The sequence below is a fragment of the Natronospira bacteriovora genome (assembly GCF_030848495.1).
Classification (GTDB): domain Bacteria; phylum Pseudomonadota; class Gammaproteobacteria; order Natronospirales; family Natronospiraceae; genus Natronospira; species Natronospira bacteriovora.
Genome location: NZ_JAVDDT010000006.1, coordinates 165,766 through 191,323 on the forward strand (window position 1 = coordinate 165,766; position 25,558 = coordinate 191,323).

At 62.8% G+C, this 25,558-nt stretch carries 24 protein-coding genes and 1 pseudogene; 7 read left to right on the top strand and 18 right to left on the bottom strand.

Translation table 11 applies throughout. The features are described 5' to 3' along the window. The first annotated feature begins 124 nt into the window (after positions 1-124). The gene (locus RBH19_RS10165) at positions 125-1,405 is read left to right on the top strand and encodes an NRAMP family divalent metal transporter (RefSeq protein WP_306728737.1); all 1,281 of its coding nucleotides are present in this window, start codon (positions 125-127) and stop codon (positions 1,403-1,405) included. Between the two features lie 44 nt (positions 1,406-1,449). On the opposite strand, the gene RBH19_RS10170 is transcribed toward RBH19_RS10165, so the two are convergent. Together RBH19_RS10170 and RBH19_RS10175 are read right to left on the bottom strand one after the other, a co-directional pair. After that, a complete protein-coding gene (locus RBH19_RS10170; RefSeq protein WP_306728738.1) occupies positions 1,450-1,695 on the bottom strand; it encodes a 2TM domain-containing protein in 246 nt (81 codons plus the stop codon). Between the two features lie 83 nt (positions 1,696-1,778). Next, entirely contained in the window at positions 1,779-2,033 is a 255-nt protein-coding gene (locus RBH19_RS10175) for a PA2433 domain-containing protein (protein ID WP_306728739.1), read from the bottom strand. A 230-nt stretch (positions 2,034-2,263) separates the two neighbouring features. On the opposite strand from RBH19_RS10175, the gene RBH19_RS10180 reads away from it, so the two are divergent. Beyond that, positions 2,264-3,208, top strand: coding sequence for a universal stress protein (locus RBH19_RS10180; protein WP_306728740.1), 945 nt, complete (start codon positions 2,264-2,266; stop codon positions 3,206-3,208). Between the two features lie 88 nt (positions 3,209-3,296). On the opposite strand, the gene RBH19_RS10185 is transcribed toward RBH19_RS10180, so the two are convergent. From RBH19_RS10185 to RBH19_RS10195, 3 genes are all read right to left on the bottom strand, one after another. After that, on the bottom strand, positions 3,297-3,674 hold the full coding sequence (locus RBH19_RS10185) for a PilZ domain-containing protein (protein WP_306728741.1): 378 nt from the start codon (positions 3,672-3,674) through the stop codon (positions 3,297-3,299). Between the two features lie 34 nt (positions 3,675-3,708). Further along, positions 3,709-4,989 carry a hypothetical protein gene (locus RBH19_RS10190; protein WP_306728742.1) on the bottom strand — a complete coding sequence of 427 codons (1,281 nt, stop codon included), beginning with the start codon at positions 4,987-4,989 and terminating at the stop codon, positions 3,709-3,711. A gap of 88 nt (positions 4,990-5,077) precedes the next feature. Further along, complete coding sequence (locus RBH19_RS10195) at positions 5,078-5,992, bottom strand: NAD-dependent protein deacetylase (protein ID WP_306728743.1); 915 nt, start codon at positions 5,990-5,992, stop codon at positions 5,078-5,080. Positions 5,993-6,142: 150 nt separating this feature from the next. Here RBH19_RS10195 and RBH19_RS10200 point away from each other — a divergent pair, with 150 nt between their 5' ends. Beyond that, a complete protein-coding gene (locus tag RBH19_RS10200) occupies positions 6,143-7,048 on the top strand; it encodes a DMT family transporter (protein ID WP_306728744.1) in 906 nt (301 codons plus the stop codon). A gap of 40 nt (positions 7,049-7,088) precedes the next feature. On the opposite strand, the gene RBH19_RS10205 is transcribed toward RBH19_RS10200, so the two are convergent. Further along, entirely contained in the window at positions 7,089-7,349 is a 261-nt protein-coding gene (locus tag RBH19_RS10205) for a hypothetical protein (RefSeq protein WP_306728745.1), read from the bottom strand. Between the two features lie 195 nt (positions 7,350-7,544). Between RBH19_RS10205 and RBH19_RS10210 the strand changes: the two genes are divergently transcribed. Next, positions 7,545-8,273 (top strand): sulfite exporter TauE/SafE family protein, encoded by a 729-nt coding sequence (locus RBH19_RS10210; RefSeq protein ID WP_306728746.1) that lies wholly within the window; start codon positions 7,545-7,547, stop codon positions 8,271-8,273. On the opposite strand, the gene RBH19_RS10215 is transcribed toward RBH19_RS10210, so the two are convergent. The 5 genes and pseudogenes from RBH19_RS10215 to RBH19_RS10235 all read right to left on the bottom strand — a co-directional run bounded on the left by RBH19_RS10215 (position 8,221) and on the right by RBH19_RS10235 (position 15,305). Then, entirely contained in the window at positions 8,221-9,081 is an 861-nt protein-coding gene (locus RBH19_RS10215; RefSeq protein ID WP_306728747.1) for a glutamine amidotransferase-related protein, read from the bottom strand. The two genes, RBH19_RS10210 and RBH19_RS10215, sit on opposite strands and share 53 nt — an antisense overlap. Positions 9,082-9,153: 72 nt before the next feature. Continuing rightward, positions 9,154-9,930: an ABC transporter permease gene (locus RBH19_RS10220; protein WP_306728748.1), complete on the bottom strand. Its 777-nt coding sequence runs from the start codon at positions 9,928-9,930 to the stop codon at positions 9,154-9,156. Next, positions 9,927-10,865: an ABC transporter ATP-binding protein gene (locus RBH19_RS10225; RefSeq protein WP_306728749.1), complete on the bottom strand. Its 939-nt coding sequence runs from the start codon at positions 10,863-10,865 to the stop codon at positions 9,927-9,929. Before RBH19_RS10225 ends, RBH19_RS10220 begins: the two co-directional genes overlap by 4 nt. 513 nt (positions 10,866-11,378) lie before the next feature. Then, positions 11,379-12,941, bottom strand: a pseudogene (locus RBH19_RS10230) (S8 family peptidase); the annotation flags it as partial. 381 nt (positions 12,942-13,322) lie between these two features. Further along, positions 13,323-15,305: a S8 family serine peptidase gene (locus RBH19_RS10235; protein WP_306728751.1), complete on the bottom strand. Its 1,983-nt coding sequence runs from the start codon at positions 15,303-15,305 to the stop codon at positions 13,323-13,325. Positions 15,306-15,868: 563 nt separating this feature from the next. On the opposite strand from RBH19_RS10235, the gene RBH19_RS10240 reads away from it, so the two are divergent. Beyond that, complete coding sequence (locus tag RBH19_RS10240; protein WP_306728752.1) at positions 15,869-16,111, top strand: hypothetical protein; 243 nt, start codon at positions 15,869-15,871, stop codon at positions 16,109-16,111. A 35-nt stretch (positions 16,112-16,146) separates the two neighbouring features. On the opposite strand, the gene RBH19_RS10245 is transcribed toward RBH19_RS10240, so the two are convergent. The 5 genes from RBH19_RS10245 to RBH19_RS10265 form a co-directional block, all read right to left on the bottom strand. Then, complete coding sequence (locus RBH19_RS10245) at positions 16,147-17,175, bottom strand: metal-dependent hydrolase (protein WP_306728753.1); 1,029 nt, start codon at positions 17,173-17,175, stop codon at positions 16,147-16,149. Between the two features lie 14 nt (positions 17,176-17,189). Further along, complete coding sequence (locus tag RBH19_RS10250; RefSeq protein WP_306728754.1) at positions 17,190-17,792, bottom strand: TetR/AcrR family transcriptional regulator; 603 nt, start codon at positions 17,790-17,792, stop codon at positions 17,190-17,192. Beyond that, on the bottom strand, positions 17,792-18,085 hold the full coding sequence (locus RBH19_RS10255) for a DUF3775 domain-containing protein (protein ID WP_306728755.1): 294 nt from the start codon (positions 18,083-18,085) through the stop codon (positions 17,792-17,794). The genes RBH19_RS10250 and RBH19_RS10255 overlap by 1 nt, the downstream gene beginning before the upstream one ends. Before the next feature lie 103 nt (positions 18,086-18,188). Further along, complete coding sequence (locus tag RBH19_RS10260) at positions 18,189-20,339, bottom strand: S9 family peptidase (protein WP_306728756.1); 2,151 nt, start codon at positions 20,337-20,339, stop codon at positions 18,189-18,191. A 23-nt stretch (positions 20,340-20,362) separates the two neighbouring features. Continuing rightward, on the bottom strand, positions 20,363-20,872 hold the full coding sequence (locus RBH19_RS10265; RefSeq protein WP_306728757.1) for a PaaI family thioesterase: 510 nt from the start codon (positions 20,870-20,872) through the stop codon (positions 20,363-20,365). A gap of 92 nt (positions 20,873-20,964) precedes the next feature. On the opposite strand from RBH19_RS10265, the gene RBH19_RS10270 reads away from it, so the two are divergent. After that, on the top strand, positions 20,965-21,447 hold the full coding sequence (locus RBH19_RS10270; protein ID WP_306728758.1) for an Mpo1-like protein: 483 nt from the start codon (positions 20,965-20,967) through the stop codon (positions 21,445-21,447). Between the two features lie 36 nt (positions 21,448-21,483). Here the strand turns inward: RBH19_RS10270 and RBH19_RS10275 are convergent, their stop codons facing one another. Both RBH19_RS10275 and RBH19_RS10280 read right to left on the bottom strand, forming a co-directional pair. After that, entirely contained in the window at positions 21,484-22,794 is a 1,311-nt protein-coding gene (locus RBH19_RS10275; RefSeq protein ID WP_306728759.1) for a malic enzyme-like NAD(P)-binding protein, read from the bottom strand. 208 nt (positions 22,795-23,002) lie between these two features. Beyond that, positions 23,003-24,076, bottom strand: a complete 1,074-nt coding sequence (locus RBH19_RS10280) for an HD-GYP domain-containing protein (protein WP_306728760.1) — start codon at positions 24,074-24,076, stop codon at positions 23,003-23,005. 254 nt (positions 24,077-24,330) lie between these two features. Between RBH19_RS10280 and RBH19_RS10285 the strand changes: the two genes are divergently transcribed. After that, positions 24,331-25,497 (top strand): acyl-CoA dehydrogenase family protein, encoded by a 1,167-nt coding sequence (locus RBH19_RS10285; protein WP_445353979.1) that lies wholly within the window; start codon positions 24,331-24,333, stop codon positions 25,495-25,497. The last annotated feature ends 61 nt before the right edge of the window (positions 25,498-25,558 follow it).

The following is a 25,558-nucleotide window of genomic DNA, read 5'->3' on the forward strand; positions in this document are numbered from 1 at the left end:
GCATTCCCACCACGCTGCGGGCAAAACATTGCCGCGAGCGCTTCCGGCAGGCATATTCGACGCCCTCGCGCCATGATGCGCTGACCTGAGCCAACGCTGACCGGAACCAACATGGGGGAGAAAGATGGTGGAATCAAGCCGGGCGGGGCAATATGCTTTTCTGAAAACACTGGGGCCGGGCCTGATCATGGCCGGGGCGGCCGTCGGGGTCTCTCATCTGGTACAGGCCACCCGCGCCGGGGCTGAGTATGGCTATCTGCTGATCGGGCTGGTGCTGCTCACCTGCCTGCTCAAGTTTCCCTTCCTGGAATTCGGCCCACGCTATGCGGCGGCCACCGGGGAAAGCCTGCTGGACGGTTATCGCCGCCTGGGACGCTGGGCGATCACTCTGTACGCCCTGATCACCTTTGGCACCATGTTCGTCATTCTCGCCAGCGTCACTCTGGTCACGGCCGGCCTGGCTGCCCGCATCTTCGGGCCGGGGCTTTCCACCACGGTCTGGGCGGCTCTGGTGCTGGCGGCCTGCGGGCTGATTCTCCTGCTTGGCCGCTTCCGCGGTCTGGATCTGAGCATGAAGCTGATCATGGCCGCCCTGGCCCTGATCACACTGGTGGCGGTCACCCTGGCCCTGGCCAGCCCCGCAGCTCAGGAGGCCGCCGTGGCTGCCCCCCCGCTGGCCAGTCTCTGGAATGCGGCCGCCATTGGCTTCCTGCTGGCACTGATGGGCTGGATGCCCATTCCACTGGATGTGGCCGCCTGGCACTCCATCTGGACTCTGGAACGGCGTCGGCAAAGTGGCCATCAGCCCAGCCTTTCACATGCCCTGCTGGATTTCCGGATCGGCTATATCGGCGCCACCCTGCTGGCCGTGGGCTTCCTGATTCTGGGCGCGGTGGTCATGTTCGGCAGCGGCAGCCGCTTCTCCGACAATGCCGTGCAGTTTTCCAGCCAGTTTGCCCAGCTCTACGGCAGTGTGCTCGGCGACTGGAGTGTGCCGGTGATTCTCGCGGCGGCACTGGTGGTCATGTTCAGCACCACCCTGGCCGTGAGTGATGCCTACCCCCGAGTGCTCAGCGCCCTCAGTAGTTTTCTGAGGCCTTCACTGGTGATTCGCGCAGCTTCCCGTCGCCTGCTGTACCTGATCTTCTTCCTGGCGATGGGGGTGGGCGCACTGAGTCTGATCAGCCTCTTCGGGAAGCGGCTCACCACCCTGATCGACTTCGCCACGACCGTGTCCTTCCTCTCCGCCCCGGTGCTGGCGTGGCTGAACTATCGCCTGGTCTGCGGTGAACACATGCCCGTCCATGCACGGCCGGGCCGCGGACTGCGGCTGCTGAGCCTGCTCGGCATCGTTTTTCTGTGTGCTTTTTGCGCCGTCTGGCTGGGCTGGCGGCTCATGGCGTAAGGCGGGAAGGGAAGGAACGGTATCGGGCATGACCGGGACGCGGGTCAGGCACCGCCCAGGCGATCCAGCAGGCGGGCAAGACGTCGCAACGGTTCCAGCAGGGAAAAGGCATGCAGGGCAAGGCCGATGGCCCAGAGCAGAGCCAGCCAGAGCGAAGGCATGCGGTCACTCTGGATCAGCCAGTCCATCAACAGCACGGCCGGAACCGTGAGCAGAAACAGGCCCAGGTGGATATAGAAATCCCTTCGACCGCGTCGGCGGGCTTCTGCCTGCCTGTAGGGGTTATCCATGCTCATACGCCCGGCCGATCATTGAACAAGGGGAAGGACGCACCTGACATCGACTCGCGAGCCGATGCCAGGTTGCGGGATCGTCACTGGCCGCCACTCTCGATCAGGCCCAGTGCCTGATCCAACACGGCAATGGCCTGATCGTGATCGCCGGCCTCATGATAGGCCTTGCCCTGATCACGAAGGGCCTCGATCTCTTCGACGGTCTGCTCATCCAGCCCCATTTCCTCCGCCATCGCCAGCGACTCATCGATCATGTCGACATAGGCGGGACAGGTATGTGCCCAGGCAAGCGTTGGCGCGAGAACGAGAACGAACATCAGGAGCAGCTTCTTCATATGAACCTCCGGTTGGTGCGTCGGACAAGACTCAGGGTGACATTCCGCTGCCATGGCGACAAGTCGCGCCCCGCCTTGACCCCGTCACCCTCCCGGCGTTGACGCTCGGCGGGTACCTTGATACAGATCAATCGCTTTCGGTGATTAAGGCCTATTATGGAACAGGAAAGCGGGGAATTCCCTGATTGCCCCCTTCGGCGTTTGCGCAGTCGCAACATTGGAGCAGAACAATGGACATCAAGCATATCCTGGCCATCCTCGACCCGGAGCATGCCCCCAGGCAGGGCGCCTCACGGGCCGCCCGTCGTGCCGTGGACATCGCCGCCCGGACTGGTGCCAGGGTCACACTGGCCGTGTTCGAGGATCATCAGACCATCGTGGAATCCGGCGTACTGGGCGACGCCCTGACCCGGGAAGCCCTCGATCTCTGGCGGCAGGAAACCGAGTCCTGGCTGGGCCGCATGAAGGATGGCCTGGAGAGTGACGGCGAGGTGGCGCTGCATGTGGGCGGCGGTCATCCACTGGCGGATCACGTGCTGAAGAGCATCGATGAAATGCAGGCTGATCTGGTCATCAAGGACTCCCACAGCGAGAGCTTCCTGTCCCGTGCCCTGTTCACGCCGCTGGACTGGCACCTGCTTCGCCGCTGTCCGGTACCGTTGATGCTGACCAAGTCGGACGGACGGGATGGCCTTGCCCGCGTGGCGGCCGCCGTCGACCCCTTCCATGAGCGGGGCAAGCCAGCAGAGCTGGATCAGGACATTCTCGCCACCGCGAAATCGGTGGCCGGATGGTTTGGCGCCGACGTGCATGCGGTGCACGCCTGCCAGACCCAGCCACTGGGCGCGGGATCGCCCATCGAGGGGCCATCGCTGCAGTTTGAAAAGGTGCGCGAGGAAATCAGCAAGCACCATACTCGCGCGCTCCGGGAGCTGAGCGAGGCAGCGGGCATCGACGCCGAACACAGCCATTTCATAGACGCGCCCGCCCGACGGGCCATTCCTGATTTCACCCGCGACAAGGAAGTGGATCTGCTGGTAATGGGGACGGTGACCCGCAAGGGGCTGACCCGTCTGATCATGGGCAGCACCGCGGAAGCCATCCTCAATGATCTCGGCTGCGATGTGCTGGCAATCAAGCCCAGCGGCTTCGCCCAGGCCGTCAAGTCGTCTTGAGAAGACGCGGTTTCAGCAACGCAAGAAGAGCGGCCACCGGGGCCGCTCTTTTTTGTAAAGCGATAAGGATTCCGTTGAAGGACAGGCCTCAGCTTGATGCCTGCCCGCGACGGTGACGAATCAATTCACGCAATTCGGCCTGCACCGCAGCCGGATTGCCGGTATTCAGGGTCAGCATTCGCCGCAGATGAGACAGCCCCTCGCTGTCCAGTGCCGCCCAATAGCCACCGACGGCGTCTTCATTGCACCAGGTGACCACCAGCTCACCCTGGAAACGTACCTCCGCGGAAAGCAGGACCCTCAACCTCATGCGGTCGCCGGCCTGCAGTCTGGGCGTTGGCCGCAGGCGGATGGCGGCACCCGCCAGTGACAGGTTCACCACCTGCCCCCTGGCGCCCACCGGGTCGCTTTCCAACACCGCCTCGGCGTCCGCAGGCATGCGTTGGAATTGTCGCTGCTCGCTCACTGGATCCTCCCTGTGCCTCGGCATGGCGTCCACCTCAGTGGGGATGGGCCTGTGGATGGTGATGGAGGAGGTGATCCCGGTAATCACGCGGCAGTGCGTCCGGGGCCAAGGTGTCCGGGGCCAGGTTTTCATGCCAGGTCGCACCCGGAACCAGCGAAACGGGTGGGGGCAGGTCGTCCAGCCATTCGCTGAAATCGAATTCCGGCAGCATGACAGCCAGGATGCTTTCCGCCCGCGGCCGGATGGACGTTTCGGCAAGACGATTGCGCTGCCCCCAGACAACGACCAGATCGTCATTGCTCATGCCGGACTCGGGTCGAGCCGTGATCGCCACGTCCATGGGCATGTCGAAGTGATACAGGCTCATGATGGCCTCGAACAGCATGGCCTGGTCTTCCCGCTGGGTGGTGTAGCTGTAGAAATGCGTGGCCCGATCATCAGCGAACAGGGGCGCCACATCCTCCGGCAACAGGGCCCGTTCTTCCGCATTGCTGTCCCAACCCAGGTAACGAACCCCGGCCAGTCGATGCATGGTCTGGGAGAGCAGCGGATACAGGCTGCTCAGGTGATCGGAAACCGTGGGCGCCGTCCAATAGGCGATGGGCAAGTCAGGGGGGATGGAAAGGCGGCCAGGCCGCAGGTAATCCACCGCATGCGCCAGCTCGTGATACATGAGCCTTGCCAGAGACAGGCGAATGTCGTCCAGCTCACGAGGATTCACCTCTTCGACACTGACAGGAATGAAATCGAAGGCATAGTCATTGTCACGAACATAACGCCAGGGAAACACGAATTGCAGATCGGCACCGAAATCGCTGCGATAGTCGGGACTCAGATCGATCTGCTGACGCTGCTCGTGCGTCAGCCACAGATAGTTGGGATCGATGAAGATCGCACCGCGCCAGGCTGAATAATAGGCCGGCCGCACATCCGCCGAGATGGTGATGGCCGTCACGGAACGCAGCAGATGAAGCATGTCTTCCGGCATGCTCTCCAGAAAGGCTTCGAAGTGGGCACCCATCCAGTCATGACTCACCAGAACGCGCTGCATCACGGTGTCCACATCCGGTACCTGCCCGTCCGGGTAACCCAGTGGTGGCAACCTTGAGGGAGTGCAGCTCTCAGCCGCGTCGCGGATCATCATGCACGGGCCAAGCACGTGGGCGTAAGGGCTGTCTTCCCGATAGGGGAGCGGGCGGCTGGATTCCAGCATCCGCGTGTAGCTGAGCTCGAAGGCCCGTGTACTGTGCTCGAAGCAGGCCGTCAGCAGCAGCGAGGCGCCGAGGATAAGGGCCGATGAAACGATACGTAACACGGAGCATTGCACCTCGTTAAAGGAAGTCTTGCCACAAGTATAGTGCAGCGAGGTGCTCTGCAACGGTTGTCGGAAACGATGAAGGCGGTCAGGGAAAAGGAACTTCCGGGCGTGAGCGAGCCGTGAGAATGCCCAGACAGCGCTGCAGGGCATCCTGGCAGGGTTCGGCGACCTTGAAATGCAACAGATCATCGGCGCGGGTGCGGCCCTGGTTGATGGCAATCACCGGGCGCCCCGCCTGATGGGCCTGTCGCACGATGCGATACCCGGACCAGACCACCAGCGACGACCCCACCACCAGTACGGCATCGCACTGATTCACCGCAGCGCGAACGGCTTCCACCCGCGGCGGCGGCACGTTTTCACCGAACATCACCACATCCGGCTTTAGGCGCCCGCCACACTCGGGACAGGGGGCGGGATGGAATGTGGCGTAGTCCCCGTCCGCCAGTTCGGCATCACCATCCGGATTGACTCGCCGAACCCGTGCCCGCCAGTCCGGGTTGAGTGCTTCCAGTGCCTGCTGATGCGCCTCACGGTGCCGATAATGACCACAATCCTGGCAATGAACCCGGGACAGACGACCGTGCAGTGCGATGACATCGGCCGTTCCCGCACGTTCATGCAGTCCGTCCACATTCTGTGTCACCACCCCGGTGAGGTAAGCGAGGGCCTGCAGGCGCGCAAGGGCGAAATGAGCGGGATTGGGCTCGGCGGCGCGCATGCGCGGCCAACCAAGATAGCTGCGGGCCCAGTAACGGCGCCGGGCTTGTTCGCTGCCCATGAAATGCTGATATTGCATGGGCTGACTGTGTTGCCAGCGTCCCTCCCCATCCCGATAGGCGGGGATCCCCGAGGCCGCACTGATGCCGGCACCGCTCAGAACCAGTGTACGGCGGTGTTTCATCAGGAAATCCGCCAGATCCTCGGCCTCGCCCTCGGCAACGCTGGCATCGGGCCAGCGTCTGAACTCGGGCAGACGCGTGGTGAATGGCTGTGCCATGGTTAACGCCCCTCGTGGGTGATTCGCCGCGTTGGCTCCTGATCGGGGAACGGGATCCGGCCAATGTCCGCCTCCGCCTTGTATAGTGGCGAAAACCGTTCAGGAGGTTCCCGGCTGTGGGCCTCGGAATGCCAGGGACTTTGCGAAACGATGATTGACCACAAGCACTCGGGCGCCCTGATGGTTCTGCTGGCGGCTGCCCTGTGGGGAACCGCCGGGGTGGCGGCACGCTGGATTTACGAGGCCGAATCCCTGTCCGCCCTGGAAATCGGATTCTGGCGCATGGCGCTGGCCGCGCCACTGCTGCTCATCCTTGCCACCCTCAATGGCCCTGTTCGCGGCCTTGGCCAGGGTCGCCCGCTCATTCTGCTGGTCAGCATGGGCCTGTGCCTGGCCGGCTTCCAGGCCGGCTATTTTTCCGCCATTGCCGCCATGGGTGTCGCCGTGGCCACCCTGGTGGCCATCTGCACCATCCCGATCCTGACCGCTCTACTGGCCTGGCCGATCTACGGTGAAGCGATCGGGCTGCGCGTGGCGTCGGCCTTGCTGGCGGCGGTGGTCGGCATGGTGCTGATCGTGAGCGGCAGCGACACGCCCACCCTGCCGGGGGCTGAGGGTCTGGCGGTGGGACTGCCGATGGCGCTCGCCGCCAGTCTGTGCTTTGCCTGTCTCACACTGGCCGGCCGGGCGCTACCAGGTAGGCTGGACCCCCTCTGGACCACTGCGGTGACGCTGACCCTGGCGGCCGTGGTTCTGGCGCTGCTGATCGGACCTGCCGCCATACGCTGGCCGGACAATATCGGATCCACCTGGGCGGCCATGGCATGGATTGCACTCATGCCCACGGCTCTGGCCTATGTGCTGTTCTATCGCGGCCTGCCACGCGTCGCATCCGGGACAGCAGGACTGTTGATTCTGGCCGAACCGCTGACCGCCAACATCCTCGCCTGGCTGTTTCACGGTGAACGGCTGGGTACGCTGGGCTGGATGGGTGCGAGCCTGTTACTGGCCGCGATGGCACTGGCGGCGTGGCGCCGACCGGCCGTGCCGGGCTGAATGAAACGGGCACCGGGTGGAATCACCGTGCTGCGTGTGATCAATCACCGAGGATTTCGGTTTCGGCCACGGATTCGCTCACGTGATGCGCCTGGCGAACGGGCCAGACGACCAGCAGCAGGGACAGCCCGACACCACCAAGCACCAGCGAAACCTTCCCGGCCTGACTGAGGTGCGGCAGGAACAGCAGTGCCAGCACCGAGAGGCATACACCGGTAAGCATTAGGAAAAGGCCACGACTGAACATTCTGCAGGCATCACGATCCATGTGATGGCAATCATCGTTATGCCTTTCTGACATGGTGACTCCCGTCAGCCGAATGCATCCGCCCCCCGACGAAACTGGTGGCCTATGATGCGCCAGCGGCGGGCATCAAGCAACTCCCTGATTTGCCTGACTGTTTTGGTTTTACATAAAAACATTCGCGCAAACCGCTCTTGCGTGAATCCACCCGCACGAGCGACCATCGCTTTCTTTCTGGATTGGAGACATGCTGTGGCCTTCCCCCTCTCCGGCAGCGAGTGGCTGTTGGCTTCCTTCATTGTGTTCGTCGGCGCCCTCATTCAAGGCAGTATCGGATTCGGGGTCGCCCTGCTGGGGGCGCCGCTACTGTTTCTGATTCACCCGCAACTGGTTCCGGCACCGGTAATCATCATCGGCATGAGCCTGCCCGCCCTGATCCTGGCCAGGGACTGGCGCGCCGTGGCGCCGCGCGACGTGGGCTGGGTACTGCCCGGAATGGCCGCGGGCAGCGGCCTCGCCGGTCTCCTGCTCGGGGTGATTTCGGAAGAGGCGCTCGGCCTGCTTTTCGGCAGCCTGGTGCTGATGGGCGTTGCCCTGAGCATCGGCATCCGACTGCCTCTACCGGGGCCCAGGCTGTTGCTGTCGGCCGGAACCGCTGCCGGCTTCATGGCCACCAGCACCTCGATCGGCGGACCACCCCTCGCACTGGCCTTCCAGACGGTGCACGGCCAGCGCCTGCGCGGGACGCTTTCCGCCTGCTTTCTGCCCGGTGGTGTCTTTTCCCTGCTGGCCCTGGCCTGGGCCGGCCGGTTCGGTTGGGTGGAAGTGTGGCTTGGCCTGAGTCTGTTCCCGGCGATCACTGCCGGTTTTCTGCTGTCGGGCCGCGTCAATCGGTTTCTGGATCAGGGCTGGCTGCGACCGGCACTGCTCACGGTTTCCGCGCTTGCTGCGGTGATGGCGATTGTTCGTGCTCTGCTTTGAGTGGCGGCGTGGTGGATTGGGGTGACGCCCCACGGTGGACGACTGGGTCCGTCCTGTCTCCGGAAACGGGCCACTCCGCCACGCTGGCGAGCCACTCCCGGAGCATGAATTCCGCACGCTGGTTCATCCAGTTCGCGCAGCGTCGGGTTTCCAGGCGCATGGACTCAAGGGACTGGGTGGGATGCGCATCCAGCTCATGGATGTGGCTTGCCAGCCACAGGGGCATCTGTCGCGGCCCTACCTCCGGGTGGAACTGCAGGCCCAGGGCATTACCCAGGGACAAGGCCTGAACCGGACAGGCTTCAGTATACGCCAGCCGCTCAGGGGTCGCTGGCGCGGACACCCCGTCCACACCGGAAGGCAATTCGATGGCATCCCGATGCCAGTGCAGCACGGGGACGGACTCCAGATAACGCAGACAGGACGCCTGGCCTTGCGGAGTCAATTGAATCGGTGACCAGCCCAGTTCCCGGGCCCCGTCCCGGTGAACCTGTCCACCCAGGGCCAGGGCAATCAACTGGGCCCCGAGGCAGATACCCAGGGTGGGCCGATTCGCCTCGAGACGGGCTTCAATCAGACGGCGCTGTTCACGAAGCCAGGGGAAACGCTGATCATCCAGCGCGCACATCGGCCCGCCCATGATCACCACGAGATCGGCCGCCAGTGCCGGCACGCCGGCCAGATCGTCTACCGGTGCGTCCATGCGGTCAATTCGGTAGCCCAGGTTGCGAAACAGGGGTTCCAGGGCACCCAGACCCTTGCCGGGAACCTGGCGAATGAGCAGCAACTGCGATTCAGCCCCGCTCATGAGCACCTTCTCCTTCCTGTCCATGAAAGTCGACCATCGTGCGCTCCCGGATTCCTGCGGCTGCAGCCTTCCTCATGCACGCAATCCCACGCCCCGCTTCAGCAGGAACAGTGCCGTGATGTATAGCACCACCAACAGCACGGCGATCAGCACAAAGGCCACATCCAGTCTCACGTCGGAAATGCCGTGAATACTGTATCGGAACAGGTTCACCATATACAGGATCGGATTGAACAGAGACAGCTCCCGCCAGATACCGGGAAGCAGATCCACCGTATAAAAGACGCCACCAAGATAGGTGAGTGGGGTGAGAATGAAGGTCGGGATGATGGAAATATCGTCGAATTTCTTTGCGAAAACGGCATTGATCAGCCCGGCAAGGGAAAACGCCGCGGAGGTCATGAGCACCACGGCCAGCAAGATGAAGGGGTGCTGAATACTGAGCGGCGTGAACAGCGAGGCGATGACCGCCACCAGAACCCCCACCAGCAGCCCCCGTCCCATGCCGCCGATGACATAGCCCGCGAGGATGAGTGAATTGGGCAGGGGCGAGACCAGCATTTCTTCGATGTGGCGGGCAAATTTCGCTCCGAAGAATGACGACACCACATTGCCATAGCTGTTCTGGATGATCGCCATGATGATCAGCCCCGGGGCAATGTAGGCCATGAAATCGATTCCGCCCATCTCGCCCACGCGCCGCCCGATCAACTGGCCGAAGATCACGAAATAGAGACTCATGGTGATGGCCGGCGGCACCAGTGTCTGCACCCAGATACGGATGACCCTGCTCAGTTCCTTGTGCACGATGGTGTAAAGGCCGACCAGGTTGGCGCGTGTACGGCTCATTCGGCTACCTCCCGACGTCCATCACGATCCTCATTGACCATGCGCACGAACAGCTCCTCCAGTCGATTGACCTTGTTGCGCATGCTGGTGACCTGAATACCGGCCGCGCTCAACTGTTCAAACAGACCGTTGACGGCCTTGTCGCGGTGGATTTCCACTTCGAGACACTCAGGATCAACAGCCCGTAGATCGTACCCTTCCACCTCGGGCACTTCGGGCAAGGGACGATCCAGGTTGAGCAGAAAGGTTTCCGTGCTCAACTTGTGCAGCAGACGCCGGGTGCTGGCTTTCTCAATGATCTTGCCGTGATCGATGATGGCAATATTGCGGCAGAGGTTCTCGGCCTCTTCCAGGTAATGGGTGGTGAGAATGATGGTGGTACCACGGGCATTGATGTCTTCCAGGAATCGCCACATGGATCGGCGGATCTCGATATCCACACCGGCGGTGGGTTCATCCAGAATCAACAACCTGGGCTCATGCACCAGGGCCCTTGCAATCATCAGACGCCTTTTCATGCCACCGGACAGATTTCGCGAAGGCTGATCACGCTTCTCCCACAGATCAAGCTGACGCAAATAGGTCTCCGCTCGAGGCACGGCCTGGCGTCGCGGAATGCCATAGTAGCCCGCCTGGTTGACAACGATGTCGAACACCTTCTCGAACTGATTGAAGTTGGTTTCCTGGGGCACGACGCCGATGCATGCCTTGGCGGCCTCCAGCTCACGATCCATGTCATGACCGAAAACCGAAATGCTTCCCGCTGTTTTGTTCACGAGAGAAGTCAGTATTCCGATGGCCGTCGTTTTCCCGGCACCATTCGGGCCGAGCAGCGCAAAGAAATCCCCTTCCGCAACGTCCAGATCAATACCTTGCAGCGCAACGGTGCCATTGGAGTATTGCTTGGATAGATTTCGGATGGATAAGGCGTGCATTCTGACTCACTATTGATTGATCAGAGGTTTCCGGACAACGCACACTTTAGCATGCCCTGAACAGCTTCCGGATTCGCGCTGCGGCAAGATGGCAAACAAAAAAGCCGCACCCCGAAGGGTGCGGCCTGGAACAGACAGTGAACCAACTGCCTGGTATTACGGTGTATCCATGCAGAAGGTGTAGTCACCGGAGCCAGTCCAGATCTCCAGGCGCCACACATAGTAGCCACTGTTGCCACTGTAGCTGATTTCGGCGGCTTCGGTCCCGCTGTTGGGCAGGGACGAGGCCACGTCACTCCAGCTACGGCCATTCCAGCGCATGAGATAGAGGTCGAAGATGGCATCATTCGGCGAAATCAGAATGCCGTTGTGGACACCGGCCGTGGCGTAATAGTACGTACCATTGGGCTCATAGGTACTGGTGCCACGACCGCCGCTCAGGGCACCGTTGAACTCTTCGTAACCGGCCGGGCAAGCGGCCGGCTCACTGCCACCGTCGTCGCCGGAGCCATCGTGGTTGCCCACCAGACTGACACCGGAGAAGGACTCATAGGCACGAACCATCACGTACCAGGTGCCGGCCTGCGGGTTGCTGAATTCGCAGGTTTCCTCATTGCCCCAACGGTAGGGGCGACAATCCCAGTCACTGGTGGTCGGCGGTGCACCAAAGCGCACATAAAGGTCTGCATCACCGGTGCCACCGCTGATCTGGAAGCTCAGGTTGCTGGCATTGGACGGAACCGACATGGTGAAGTGCAATTCCTGGCCAGTGCTGGCCGAGAGGTTGTTGACGGCCACGCCGTTCTGGAGCTCACCACCGGTGTCGCCACCATCATCGCCGCCGTCATCACCACCACCGTCGTCGCCACCGCCATCACCACTGGTGATGAGACTGTACAGCAACAGGTTGGGCGAGCCAGATCCGATACTGCTCAGACGGCCCTGTGTGGCGCCGTTCAGGATGGCATTCTCCACCTGACTGCGGCTGGCACCCGGGTTCTCTGCCAGATAAAGCGCCGCGACACCCGCCACATGCGGGGCAGCCATGGAAGTACCACTGATGGTGTTGGTGGCACTGTTGCTGGTATGCCAGGCGGCCGTGATGCTGGAGCCGGGTGCGAAGATATCCACGCAGCTGCCGAAGTTGGAGAAGTTCGAGCGACTATCGTTGCTGGTCGTGGAACCCACGGTGAATGCCTGAGACGCCCGTGCTGGCGAGACATTGCAGGCATTCTGGTTCTCGTTACCCGCTGCAACCACCATGGTGACGCCGGCATTGGCCGCGCCATTGACGGCATCATCCAGGGAGCTGGAGGCCCCACCACCCAGGCTCATGTTGGCAACAGCCGGTGCCTGGGCATTGGCAGCCACCCAGTCGACACCGTCGATTACGCCTGACAGGGTACCGCTACCGTTGCAATCGAGAACACGGACGGCCCAGAGGGTAGCGTTCTTGGCGACGCCATACACCTGGCCACCCACGGTACCCGCAACATGCGTACCATGACCGTTACAATCCCCTGTACCACGGCCGTCATTGATGGCGGTAAACCCTGACTGGACACGCCCACCGAATTCGTTGTGGCTGGCCCGAATCCCGGTATCCAGGATGTAGGCGTTCACGCCACTGCCGGTGTTGTCATAAGTGTAGGTATCGTTCAGCGGAAGATCACGCTGATCGATTCGATCGAGACCCCAGGTGGCCGGTGACTGGCTGTTCATCAGCTGGACGTGCCGGTCTGCCTCGATGTACGCGATCCGCGGGTCGTTGGCCAGCATGGCCAGAGCGCGCTCTTCGGCACCCTGCCCCTGGCCCATCAAGCTGTCATCCGCACTCAGGGTAAACCCGCGCACCGCGGTGCCATAGGTCGTACCCACACGGAAACCGCTTTGGCGGGCCACCTCGCGCGCAGTGGCCGCAATGGCGTGACCGCCAACCACATTGTCATTGAGAACCACAATGTAGCGGCCGGGAATGCGATCGGGATTATCCATTCCCTTGATGACAACAGAGCTGTCGATGCCGATGGCATTGGCCTGAAGACCGGACGCACCAGCCTGGGCCGCGCCAACCATGGCTGCCGACAAGAACAGGGCAGAGAGGCTGCCCCTGATCAAATGACGATGATTCATAAATCCCCCTCAGGATTCTCTATACCCCGAAACCCCCGTGGTCCGGGAATCATAAATAAAGTCGATTTCATGACCATTCGGCGTGAACTGCGTCACATTTTTCGAAAGAAATGCGCCGAATTCAGGGAAGCTCGCATTAGTTTTTAGGCCGGGCGTACCGCGAACGCCGACAGAAACGTTCGAGGCCCGATGACGCCGGGTCAGTGCTACGGAGCGACTCGCCTTTCCCCGAGGAGATAAACGTGGCAAAGCAGTCACGCAAAAAAAAAGCCGCACCCCGAAGGGTGCGGCCTTTCTTTCTTTCGGCTTTACCCGGAGCCGATCTTACGGCGTATCCATGCAGAAGGTGTAATCACCGGAGCCAGTCCAGATCTCCAGGCGCCACACATAGTAGCCACTGCTGCCGTCGTAGCTGATTTCAGCCACTTCGGTTCCACTATTGGGCAGGGAAGAAGCCACATCGGTCCAGCTGCTGCCATTCCAGCGCTGCAGATAGAGATCGAAGATGGCGTCATCCGGGGACACCAGGATGCCGTTATGGGTACCGGCGGCGCTGTAATAGTAAGTGCCATCCGGCTCGTAGGTGCTGGTACCGCGACCACCACTCAGGGCACCGGTGTACTCTTCATAGCCACTGGGGCAGGAAGTGGGATCAGAACCACCGTCATCACCACCACCATCGTCACTGGAACCGTCATGAGTGGCCGTCAGGGTCACGCCGGAGAAGGTTTCGTAGGCACGCACCATCACGTACCAGGTACCGGCCTGCGGGTTGTCGAACTCGCAGGTTTCCTCATTGCCCCAGCGATAGGGACGGCAGTCATAGTCACTGGTAGTGGGTTCAGAACCGAATTTCACATAGAGGTCGGCATCACCCGTGCCGCCGGTGATTTCCACCGTCAGCTCAGTGGCATTGGAGGGCACTTCAATGAAGAAATGCAGCTCTTCGCCAGTGCTGGCAGAAAGATCGGTCACCGGCTCGCCATTGGTGAGCTGGCCTTCCTCACTGCCGTCACCATTGTCGCCATCGTCACCACCGTCGTCGCCACCATCATCACCACCACCTTCGGTGATGAGCGTGTACAGCAGCTCATTGGGCGAACCGCTGCCGATGTTGCTCAGGCGGCCACTGGTGGCACCGTTGAGCATGGCGGATTCCACCTGCGCCGGGCTGGCGCCCGGGTTTTCCTGCAGATAGAGCGCGGCGCCACCGGCCACATGGGGAGCGGCCATGGAAGTACCGCTGATGGTGTTGGTGGCGGTGTTGCTGGTGTGCCAGGCGGCCGTGATGCTGGAGCCCGGAGCAAAAATGTCGACGCAGCTACCCCAGTTGGAGAAGCTCGAGCGACTGTCGTTGTCGGCCGTTGAACCGACGGTGAACGCCTGGTCGGCGCGCGCCGGGGAATAGTTACAGGCATCGGCACCGTCGTTACCCGCGGCCACGACCATGGTCATCCCGGCATTGGCGCCATTGTTGACCGCGTCATCGAGGGCCTGGGAGGCACCGCCACCGAGACTCAGGTTGGCCACCGCCGGGCCATTCATCTGCTGGATTGACCAGTCGATGCCATCCAGGATGGCCTGGGTGGTGGTACCACCGGAACAGCCGAAGACACGCACGGCGTACAGGGTGGCTTCCTTGGCGACACCATAGGTGGTACCGGCCGCGGAACTGGCCACGTGGGTGCCATGACCGTTGCAGTCACCGTAACCGTCACTGTCGACGGTGTTCACACCACCAGCCACGCGGCCACCGAAATCCTGGTGGGTATAGTTGATGCCGGTATCGATGATGAACACATCCACGCCGGCACCGGTGGCGTTGTAGTTGTATTCACCGTCCAGGGGCAGATCGCGCTGGTCGACACGATCCAGGCCCCAGGTGGCGTTGGTCTGGGTATTCTGCAGCCAGATCTGACGGTCGGCTTCGATGTAGTCGACCCGGGGGTCCGATGCCAGGGCCTGCAGGTCGGCATTGGATGCCATCATGCGATCGCCGGTCTGCACCACGAAACCGCGCACGGCGGTGCTGAATTCACGAGCGACACGCATGCCGACGCTATCGGCCATGGAGCGGGCGGTGTGGGCAACACTGTGGCCGGCCATGGCATCGTCCTTGAGAACGACGATGTAGCTGCCCGGCACGCGATCAGGATGATCAAGACCGTGAATCTTTCCAGCGGCATGATCAATGCCGATGCCGTGGGCGCCACCGAAATTCGGCTGCCCGCCATCAATGCCCGAGGCCGCGACCGGACTGGCCGCCAGCGCAAGCGCAATGGAACTTCCCAACAAGAACTTCTTCATCAAAACCCTCCGGAAATTTTCCGTAAGACCGCAGCCGCAAAACGGTTCATGGGTGAATGGTCAGGTATCCGCGGATACCCGGATCTTTCTCCCTCATCGACTCCCACCTCCTGGGCTCCTGCCCTGGGGTGTGCGACTTCCCTGGAGCCGACGCGACCTGCTTTGGCCACGATTTCCCGGTGAAGGCAGGCCTTCCGTTCCGGGCGACGTATTCACCCTAGGCACTGAGGGGCTGTTTCGTTGTGATCTGGTTCACAGTTTGGGACATCGCTCGGTGACGTTCCGCAACACTATCGACAAGCCAAGAGATCGATAAGATGCTGAATAAAAAGGGGGAAATCGGCCTTACGCTTTTCTGATGTTTTTTCACAACAAAAAGACCAGAGAATTCCACCCTCGTCGGGTCTTGTTTGAGCAGGAAAGGCGTGTAGGAAAATTCTGATAGTCGTGCAGGACAGGGCCGAGACCACCTTTCAATGGCTAGGCGGGCCTGAAAGTCGGAACTAGAATGGATCCACAACGGACATGAAATGGAATCTGGCTCTGCCAGGAGGGCAAGCAGGATGGATGCACGAGTCTACCGGGCCGAGTCCCACCGCAACCCGCAGGACTACTCCGAGGTGTCGGAGCTTCAGGTCCTGTCGGACATACAATACTTCCAGGATCAGCTGGCCGAGCTGCCGGTTGACGACGATCCCTACAATCGGGCCCGGCGCCACGTCTACGTCACTCTGCTGCAACAGCGCCGCCGCCTGCTGGCGGCAACAAGGGCGGGCCGACCGGCGGACTGGCCCGAGTTCAACTAGGACGAAAGCCCACAGCCCCGAAAACCGTCGGCCCCTTACCAGGGGCCGATTCGTTTTCGATACCACGCTCCATCCGGTCGCTGGCACATGGCGAATCGGAAGGGTGTGCGATCAAGACCCTCAATCCGGAATCGCAGGTCGGTGAAGACGGCACAGCGGTCGCCATCGATCACCCGCTCGCCCCAGAAATAGGGCAGGCCCGCAAACTCTCGAAAACCCTCGAATTCCGGCTGCTTCCAGGCCTGGAGGGTGAATTCCAGATCCTTGCCGAAACGCGGGTACCATTGCCATTCCAATGCCGATGGCGGCCGGAAGCTTTGCCAGTGTCGGCGGAGCACCCCGGCGTCTGCCTCCGGTCCCTGGCTGCGGCCTCGGAGAAATCCGAGGTGCGCCTCCAGGTGGCCGGTCTCCGTTTCAAGAATCAGGCGCCAGTGCAAGGGGCTGACTGGCTGGGGCATGGCATGGGCCGAGACCGGGGACTGCGGCCGCAGCGCCGCCTGCGACTCGGCCAGCTTGAGGGCGTGCAGTTTCATCACGCCCTGGAACAGCACCAGACTCACCGCCAGCCCCAGGCCGAGGCGAGCCGCCAGACGGCTGTCCCAGCGCCAGGCAAGCAAGACGCCGACCAACAGGGTCAGGGTGATCCAGGGGTCGATGATGAAGGTGGATGGGAAGGCCAGGGGATACCAGACCAGCGGGGCAAAGAGGTGGGTGCCGTAGTTGGTGATGAAATCCCCGGCAATGTGAATGCCGATACCCAGCCCGATGATGAAGGCCGCCTCACGCCAGTCACGCCGCCCACGCCAGAAACGGGCGGCCAGCCAGCCGAGCAGCAGGGCCCAGAGGGGCAGCATGAGAATGGAATGGGTGACCCCGCGGTGAAAATTCAGGTAGGTCAGGTCATCGGCGAACAGGCGGATGACCCAGTCGATGTCCGGAAACAGGGCGGCGCCGCCACCAAGCAGCAGTCTTTCACGGACACTGAACCGACCCTCGGCCGGCTGAGCCGGGGCCGTTGCCCGGGCGATGGCAGCGCCACTGAGCGCGTGAGTGAACGGGTCCATGCCTCAGTCTCGTTTCATTGTCCGGTGGATGGGGGCCGCCGGGGCCACCAGCGCCCCAGGGCAATGGCCTGGGCGAGCCGATCGCGACACCAGTCCCGGCTGCGCTGACTGCCGTGGCTGTCATCGCCGAGCCAGACCAGCAGGGTGGAGACGAAGACGGCGGTCAGGGCCGTCTCCTCGCTCGCCCGGCGCAGGAAGGTGGCGTCGCGGCCACACAGTTCACGCATCCACTGAACACTGCGACTGACCTGGAACAGAGTCGGGATCTGGATATGCAGGTGGCCCGGCTCCATGCGCACCTCCAGCATCTGGCGGAATGTCCGCCGGGCCGGCTGCAAGGCACCGAGCCAGGCCAGGACGCAGGCTTCGAACTGCTTGGGGAAATCCAGGGTCTGAAACGACTTGCCCCGGCAATCGGCCAGCAGGGTTTCATCGGCACGCTGCCAGAGCCAGTCCACCAGCTGTTCCTTCTCGGCCAACAGGGGCTGCAGATCCGCGAGGGTGACGCCGAGCTGCTCGGCCACGTCGAACAGGCGAACCGCCTCCCAGTGGCGATCCGCCGCCACTGCCAGGGCCGCATCCAGGATGCTGTCCCGACTGAGGGGCGCGGAGGCCATCAGAGACGCCCCGATGCCTCCAGGATCTCCAAACCGCGGGTCAGGCTGTTGCCCAGTTCCGGATCTTCGGCGAACAGACCGGCGGTCTTTTCGTCCACCTTGAAACGGGCCTCGATCACCAGGGCCTCCCAGTGACGGGGTGACTCATCATCCCGTGCCAGCCACAGCAGTGCCTTGAGCTCTGCCAGGGCATCCCTGGACAGATCCCTCAACGCCGCGGACAGACCATCCCTGTCGCCCGTGCCCTGGAGATCCACCAGCTGTCTAACCTGATTCAGGGTCAGCTTCTTCATTCCATGACCTCGCCGTTTTCATTGTCATACCGCCCGGGTCTGTGCCCGGCTGCCTCCCTCTCCCGCAAGAATAGACCAGCCGTGGCGATGTGACATCAGGGAGTCACTGATTCATCAGGTGGTCATCGAACCATTCGCGGATGTGATTCAGACGTTCGATGCGCTGGCTGGGCCGGCCACCGCGGCTCAGGCCATGACTGGCCTCCGGGAAGATGACCAGCCGTGCAGTCTTGCCCTGCATGCGCAGCTGGGCATAGAACTGCTGGGTCTGCTCCAGCGGCGTGCGCCAGTCTTCCTCGCTGTGAATAAGCAGCATGGGCGTATCGACCCGATCCACATGGGCCAGGGGGGAGCGCTGTATGTAATGCATGGGGTCTTCCCAGGGCGGGGCCGGGAACCAGCGTTCGACAAAGAACAGGTTCATGTCGGCGGTGCCGACGAAACTGTGCCAGTTCATGACCGACCGCTGGGCGGCGGCCGCCGCGAATCGGTCGGTCTGTGTGACCGTCCAGGCGGTCAGCAAGCCGCCGCCACTGCCGCCGGTCACACCCAGGCGATCGGCATCCACGTAGCCCTGCTCCAGCAACCAGTCCACGCCCGCCATGAGGTCCTTGTAGTCGTGACCGGGGTAGCGGTACTGAATGATGTTGCCAAAGTCCTGTCCGTAGCCGGAAGAACCCCGGGGATTGGTGATCAGAACCACATAACCGGCATCGGCCAGGGTCTGGAATTCGTGAAAGAAGGTGGTGCCGTACATGGCGTGGGGCCCACCGTGGATGTAGAGAATCGCCGGATAGCTTCGGCGGGGGTCGAAATCATCGGGGCGAATGACCCAGCCCTGGATATCCTTGCCGTCAAAGGACTCATACCAGACCTCTTCGTAAGGCGCGAAGCGGCGACCCTGCAACAGGGCATCGTTGAGCGCCGTCAGGCGGTCCCAGCGCTCACGTTCCGGCAGCGAATCGCTGCCCGCCAGGTAGAGGTCAAAGGGCTGCTCGGGATTGCCCCAGAGCAGGGCAATCCGTTCTCCCGCCAGACTGAAGGCCTGCAGGTCACCGGCCGGGTAGTCGGTGAGCAGATGCACGCCCCCCTCCCGCTCAGCCCGGGCGAGCTGGGTCTGGCCGTCCTTCGCCGTGGTGAACCACAGGCTTTCGCTGTCCGGTGCCCACTGGATGCGTCGGCCGGTTCCGGCCGGGCTGGCCATGTCGCCACTGGTGCCATCGGCAACGCTGCGGTCGTAATCACCGCTCAGTTTGCGTTCCTCGCCGCCTTCTAGCGGCATGACATAGAGCTCGCTCAGGCTGTAGCTGAGTCCCGGCTCCCGGTGCTCGTTGCCGGTAAAGGCCAGCCAGCGCCCGTCGGGGGAGACCATGGGTGTGCCCCGGTTGCGACGGCCTTCGGTCAGCTGCTCGACGTCTCCCGCCCCGGCATCGATGGTCAGGCGGTAGATGTGACTTTCGCCAAATCGCCAGTCGGCATCCTCTTCCAGCAGGCCGGAAAAGAACAGGGCATCCCCATCCGCCGACCAGGCGGGGGTGCCGAAGTCCCAGTCGCCCTGGGTGATCCGGCGCGGGCTGGCCGGCCACTCCGCCTCCGGGTCCACATCCACCAGCCAGATGTGACGGCGCTCATCGGGAAGATAGTCCGAGCGGCCATCCGCCTGATAGCGAAGGCTTTCGATCACCACCGGGGCCGGTGCCCGCTCCATGGCGGCGTCGCTGTCCAGGCCGCGGGCTTCCCGCTCGGCCGCCCGACGCTGGCGCTCCTCTTCGCGCCGGGCCTCGCGCTCTTCGGCCGTCAGGGCCCGGGACAGGAAAGCAATGCGATCACCCTGCGGGGACCAGACCGGTGTTCCGGCACCCCCTTCCAGGGCCGTCAGCTGGCGCGCTTCACCACCTGACAGGTCGAGCAACCAGATCTGGTTGCCGTCCCGGCGCGAGGACAGAAAGGCAATCGACTGCCCATCCGGTGACCAGCGCGGGCTGCGGGCGCCGGCTTCGTGGGTGGTCAGGGCCCGGTGGCGGCCGGTGCTCAGATCCTTTATCCAGAGGTTGCTGCGATAGCGGTCGGCCGCCCGGTCCACTTCCGTTCGCACGTAGACCAGGCGCTCACCCTCCGGATCCAGCCGGGCGTCGCCCGCCCAGGTCCAGTGCCAGAGGCTTTCCGCTTCCAGTGGTCGCTGTTCATCAGGGGTGGCTGCGCAGGCGGGCAGGATGAAAAGCAGAATGCAGACGGTCAGGAAGGCACGTTGCATGATCTCTCCAGGTCAGGTCTGAATCAGAGGTCGCTCAGGTCCACGGCACGGGTATCCCTGCGCCGATAGCCCCTGGGGCGAATGGCGACCGTGTTGGTGATTTCGGTACAGCAGACCCCGTCCTCGCGGTAGAAACCGTATCGAAATCGGGGCGTGGCCCTGCCCCTGGCGGAAAGCTCGCGGGCAATGGCGGCTTCCTGTTCGGTCGTCATTTCGAAGCGAAGTTCCAGATGGGTGCTGCCGGGGTGATGAAATTCGATGGTCATGGCCCGGGTCCAGACGGAGTAGCCGCGAAAAACGCGGGCACAGGCCAGGGCAGCAATGGGGTCGGCCAGGGAGGCCTGCCAGCCACCGAACATGATGCCCCCGGGGTTGCGGGAAAAGGTGTTGAGGGGGAGACGGATGCGCATGCGACGCCAGTCATCCTCCATCTCCAGCACCTTGATGCGCATCATGAAGAAAGGCGGATACAGTTCCAGCTTGCGGGGCTCGCTGAGAAATCGCAGACCGGCAATGAATCGGAGCAGACGCATGTGCTTTCACCCGGGTGGCAATGCGGCGTGTATCCTACCACTCTCACTCCGGGGCAGCGGGCCCTGGCGTGAACGGCAACAGGACGTCAGGCATGCTGAAGCATTACGATGGGCGCCGCTGGCTGGAACGCTATGGGCAGAGCCGCCGTCAGCCCGGCAACCGGCGCATGCACGCCATCGGGCTCCCCCTGGCAGCGCTGGGTCTGTTGATGCTGCTCGCCTCCCTGCCCGTCACGACGCAACTGCCGCCGGAACTGCAACAGCTGAGCCCGGCCATGCTCGGCCTGATGACGCTGGTGGCCTACGGCTTTCTGATTGCGCCGCTACTGGCCGCCCTGATGGCGCCCCTCAGCCTTGCCGCCATGCTGCTGGTAACGTGGCTGGGGCAGGAAGGGCTGGCACTGGAATGGAGTGGTGCCGGTCTGCTGCTGGCCGGCTGGCTGCTGCTGTGGCGGGGGCATCGCCAGGAAGGGCCGGCCAGGCGACCGGCGGCTTACCTCAATGACCTTCCGCTTGGTCTCTACTGGCTGCTGGATCGTGCCGTGCACGGCCTGCTGCGAAAATGGGCTTCCTGAACCGAAGGCGAGCACCCGCCCGCCTCACTGCCCGCTTCAGTCCTGCCCGGCGGGGGGTTCGCACACGGCGGCTGCCACGGCATCCGCCACTGCGGCATGAACCTGCGGATCCAGACTGTCCGGCACCAGCTCGTCTTCCGGCGCCAAATCGGACAGGCAGCGGGCCGCGGCGAACAGCATATCGTCGGTGAAACCCGTGGCGTTGGCCTGCAGGGCACCCTTGAACAGGCCGGGGAAGCCCAGGGCATTGTTGATGCCCTTGCCATCGGCGGCGTAGGCCGCACCCCGAGCCAGGGCCACATTGGGCTCGATCTCGGCATCCGGATTGGACAGGGCAAACACGATCTGGCCTTCCCGCACCCACTCCGGACGAACCAGGCCACGTACACCGGTGCAGGCAATCACCACGTCACATTGCTGCATCAGATCCGGCAGTTCGGCGCGGCGGCCACCCATGGACTCCAGCCGCTGCAATGCTTCTTCATTGAGATCCGTTCCCACCACCTGCTGCACGCCGTAGGCCTGAAGCAGGCGTGCGATACCGATGCCGGCCGAACCAAGGCCGATCTGCCCCACAACGCTCTCGGTGAGCTCGCGGCCCACCCGCTTGGCCGCACTCATCAGAGCGGCGAGGGTAACCACGGCCGTGCCGTGCTGATCATCGTGCAACACCGGCTTGGTCAGGCGCTGGCGCAGGGCCTGCTCGATCTCGAAACAGGCCGGGGCGGCAATGTCCTCCAGCTGGATGGCGCCGAAGGATGGCGCCAGGGCGGTGATGATGTCCACCAGCTTCCCGGGGTCCTTTTCCTCCAGCAGGATGGGCACGCCGGACAGGCCGACGAACTTGTCGAAAAGAGCCGCCTTGCCCTCCATCACCGGCATGCCGGCCACCGGGCCGATATCACCCAGGCCCAGAATGGCCGTGCCATTGGTGATAATGGCCACCGACTGGTTCAGATAGGTGTATTCGCGGGCCAGCCAGGGATTGTCACGAATGGCCAGGCAGACCCGGGCCACACCCGGGGTATAGATATCCCGCAGCTCCTGCAGCGTGGCCAGGGGCAGGCGTGACTGCATGCGGATCTTGCCGCCGCGGTGCCGATTGAAGACGCGATCCGACTTGCCCAGCAGGCGGGCATTGGGCAGGGCCTCGATCTTTTCATAGAGGCCGTAATGGACGTCTTCGTCCATCTCCAGGGTGATTTCCCAGACCGTTCGATCCTGGTCCCTCCGAACCGCATTGAGATGCTCCACCACCAGGCCGCAGTCACCGATGACCTGCAGCACCTTGGCCAGGCTGCCGGGCTTGTGATGGGATTCGACGAGCAGAATCTCGGGTATTTTCATCGCTTCAGATTATTACCGCGGTGGAGAGGGTCGGACGGCCACATGTCAGCCCGAAAGGCCTGTGACATCAAGCCCGTGAGTATAACGCGATCCGCCCTGCGGGACGGAACCGCCAGTCGGGCTCAGGTCACCGGCAGGGAAGGCGGGTTTTCAACCCACAGATATTCCAGATCCTGGAACTTGGCCACCATGGAGGCAGCAGGGCCGGTTACATGGGAGTCCCGTTCACTGCATTCCACCGCCTGCAGGAAACGCTCCGTGGACTGCCGACCCACGTCCCGAGCGACTTGACGATGGCAATCAGTGGCTGGCTGGCGATACTGCGGCGGCGCACCACCATGCCCTGCTCGCCGCTGTCGAGATAGACACAGGCACCGGCCGGATTGACGCCGACCGCGGCAACGAAGGCATGGGTCATCTCGGGATCCCCGATCCGTCCGGCGAGCAGGAATATCTGACGCAGGCCGACCACGGGGTGAAGCCCCTTGCGGTAGGAGCGGGGCGAGGTCATGGCGACGTAATGATCCGCCAGAGTGAGGATGCGGGCCGCCTCGGTGATCCGCTTGCCCTTGAGCTCGGCCGGATAACCCCTGCCGTCCCAGCGCTCGTGGTGCTCGCGAATGGCGCGCAGAATGAAGGGGTCTTCGATGCCGCAGGACAAGGCTTTTTCCGCCGAGGCATTGGGATGGGCCCTGAGCTTGACCCGGGTTTCCTCATCAATCACACCCACCGAGGAGGCGAAGCGGTCCTGATCCTCGAGATAGCCGATGTTCTGCAGCAGGGCCGCCACCACCAGACCTTCCCGGCGGCGGCGATCGTAGTTCAGTTCTTCGGCCATGGTCGCCGACAGCAGACCGGTGAAGGCGGCATGACGGGCGCTGTAGTCGAAATCGCGAATCAGGTTGATGGCCGCGATCATTGCCTCCCGGTCTGCCCGAACCAGTTCGGTGAGGCGCTCGGCGACGGCGAACACCTCCTTCTGCGCACCCGACTGAATATCGAAGACAGACTGCTGCATGCGGCGAATACGTGGGATGAGGATGCTCAGGCGGGTGAAGGGCTCGCGCTCGCGCCGCATACCCACCTTCTTCTTGCGGTCTCCTTTCTCCGGTTCCGGCTCCGGCTCGTGCCAGGCCCCGCGGTCAATCATGCGGCGCAACTGCAGGGACGAGCGAACCACATGCCCCTGTCGCAACAGCATCACACCGCGCTCGTCGTACACGGCCCAGGGCAGAGGTTCGCCGATTCTGATGTCCTCCGCGCGAACGGGGATTTTCTCCATTCCCGGTGCTGCCTCCTTCACCGTATCGCTGACCGCCGAACCCGGCCCACCGCCCCATGCGGTGGGCGCCGAAATTGCCCATCCCAAACAGCCATTTAGGCAGCCGACCGGACGCCTGTCAAAGGAAAGACCCTGCAAATTTCGATATAATGCCGCCTTTTCCGGTCACGAAAGGGGAACACCGGCTGCTCTCGCTGCCGGCGACCGGCCATCGTCAACATCCACGCCCGCTCAGGCAATACCCGAGGTTCATCATCGTGCAAGCACTCAACCCGCTCGATCTCTATGACATCCGCTCCGAACTCAGCGACGAGGAACAGATGGTGCAGGACACCGTCGGCCGCTTCGTGGACGAGAAGGTTCTGCCCAATATCGGCGAATGGTTCGAACAGGGCTACTTCCCGAAGGAACTGATTCCCGAGATCGCCGAGCTGGGCCTGCTGGGCAGTTCCCTGGAAGGCTATGACTGCGCCGGACTGAACTCGGTCTCCTACGGCCTGATCTGCCAGGAACTGGAGCGTGGCGACTCAGGCCTTCGCAGCTTCGTTTCCGTGCAGTCCAGCCTGTGCATGTTTCCCATCCACGCCTATGGCTCCGAAGAGCAGAAGGAAAAATGGCTGCCGCCCATGGCCCGCGGCGAGAAGATCGGCTGCTTCGGTCTGACCGAGCCCCATGGCGGCTCCGACCCCTCCAACATGAAGACCGTGGCCAAGAAGAAAGGCGATGACTGGGTCATCAACGGCGCCAAGATGTGGATCACCAACGGCTCCATCGCCGATGTGGCCATCGTCTGGGCCATGACCGAGGACGGCGTGCAGGGCTTCCTGGTGGAGAAGGGCATGAAGGGCTTTGATGCCCCCGAGATCAAGCACAAGATGTCCCTGCGCGCCTCGGTGACCTCCTCGCTGTACTTCGACAATGTGGTGGTGCCGGAGGCCAACCGCCTGCCCAAGGCCAAGGGCCTCAAGGCGCCCCTGTCCTGCCTGACCCAGGCCCGCTACGGCATCACCTGGGGCGGCATCGGTGCGGCCCAGGCCTGCCTGCAGGAGCTGCTGGGCTATACCGCCGACCGCAAGCTGTTCGGTCGTCCCCTGAGCCAGACCCAGGCCACCCAGCTCCGCCTGGCGGAAATGGCCCGGCAGATCACCCTGGCCCAGCTGATGTCCCTGCGCCTGGGGCGCATCAAGGACGCCGGCAAGCTCAACCCCAGCCAGGTTTCCCTGGCCAAGTGGAACAACATCCGCATGGCCATGGACATCGCCCGCGATGCCCGCGACCTGCTCGGTGGCGCCGGCATCACGGTGGAGCACAGCCCCATCCGCCACATGCTCAACCTGGAATCGGTGATCACCTATGAAGGCACCGAAACCGTGCATCAGCTGATCATCGGTCGCGAGCTGACGGGGGAAATGGCGTTCTGAGGCAGGGGGTAGACAGATACACCCCGTAGGAGCGGATTCATCCGCGATTTCAATTCATCAC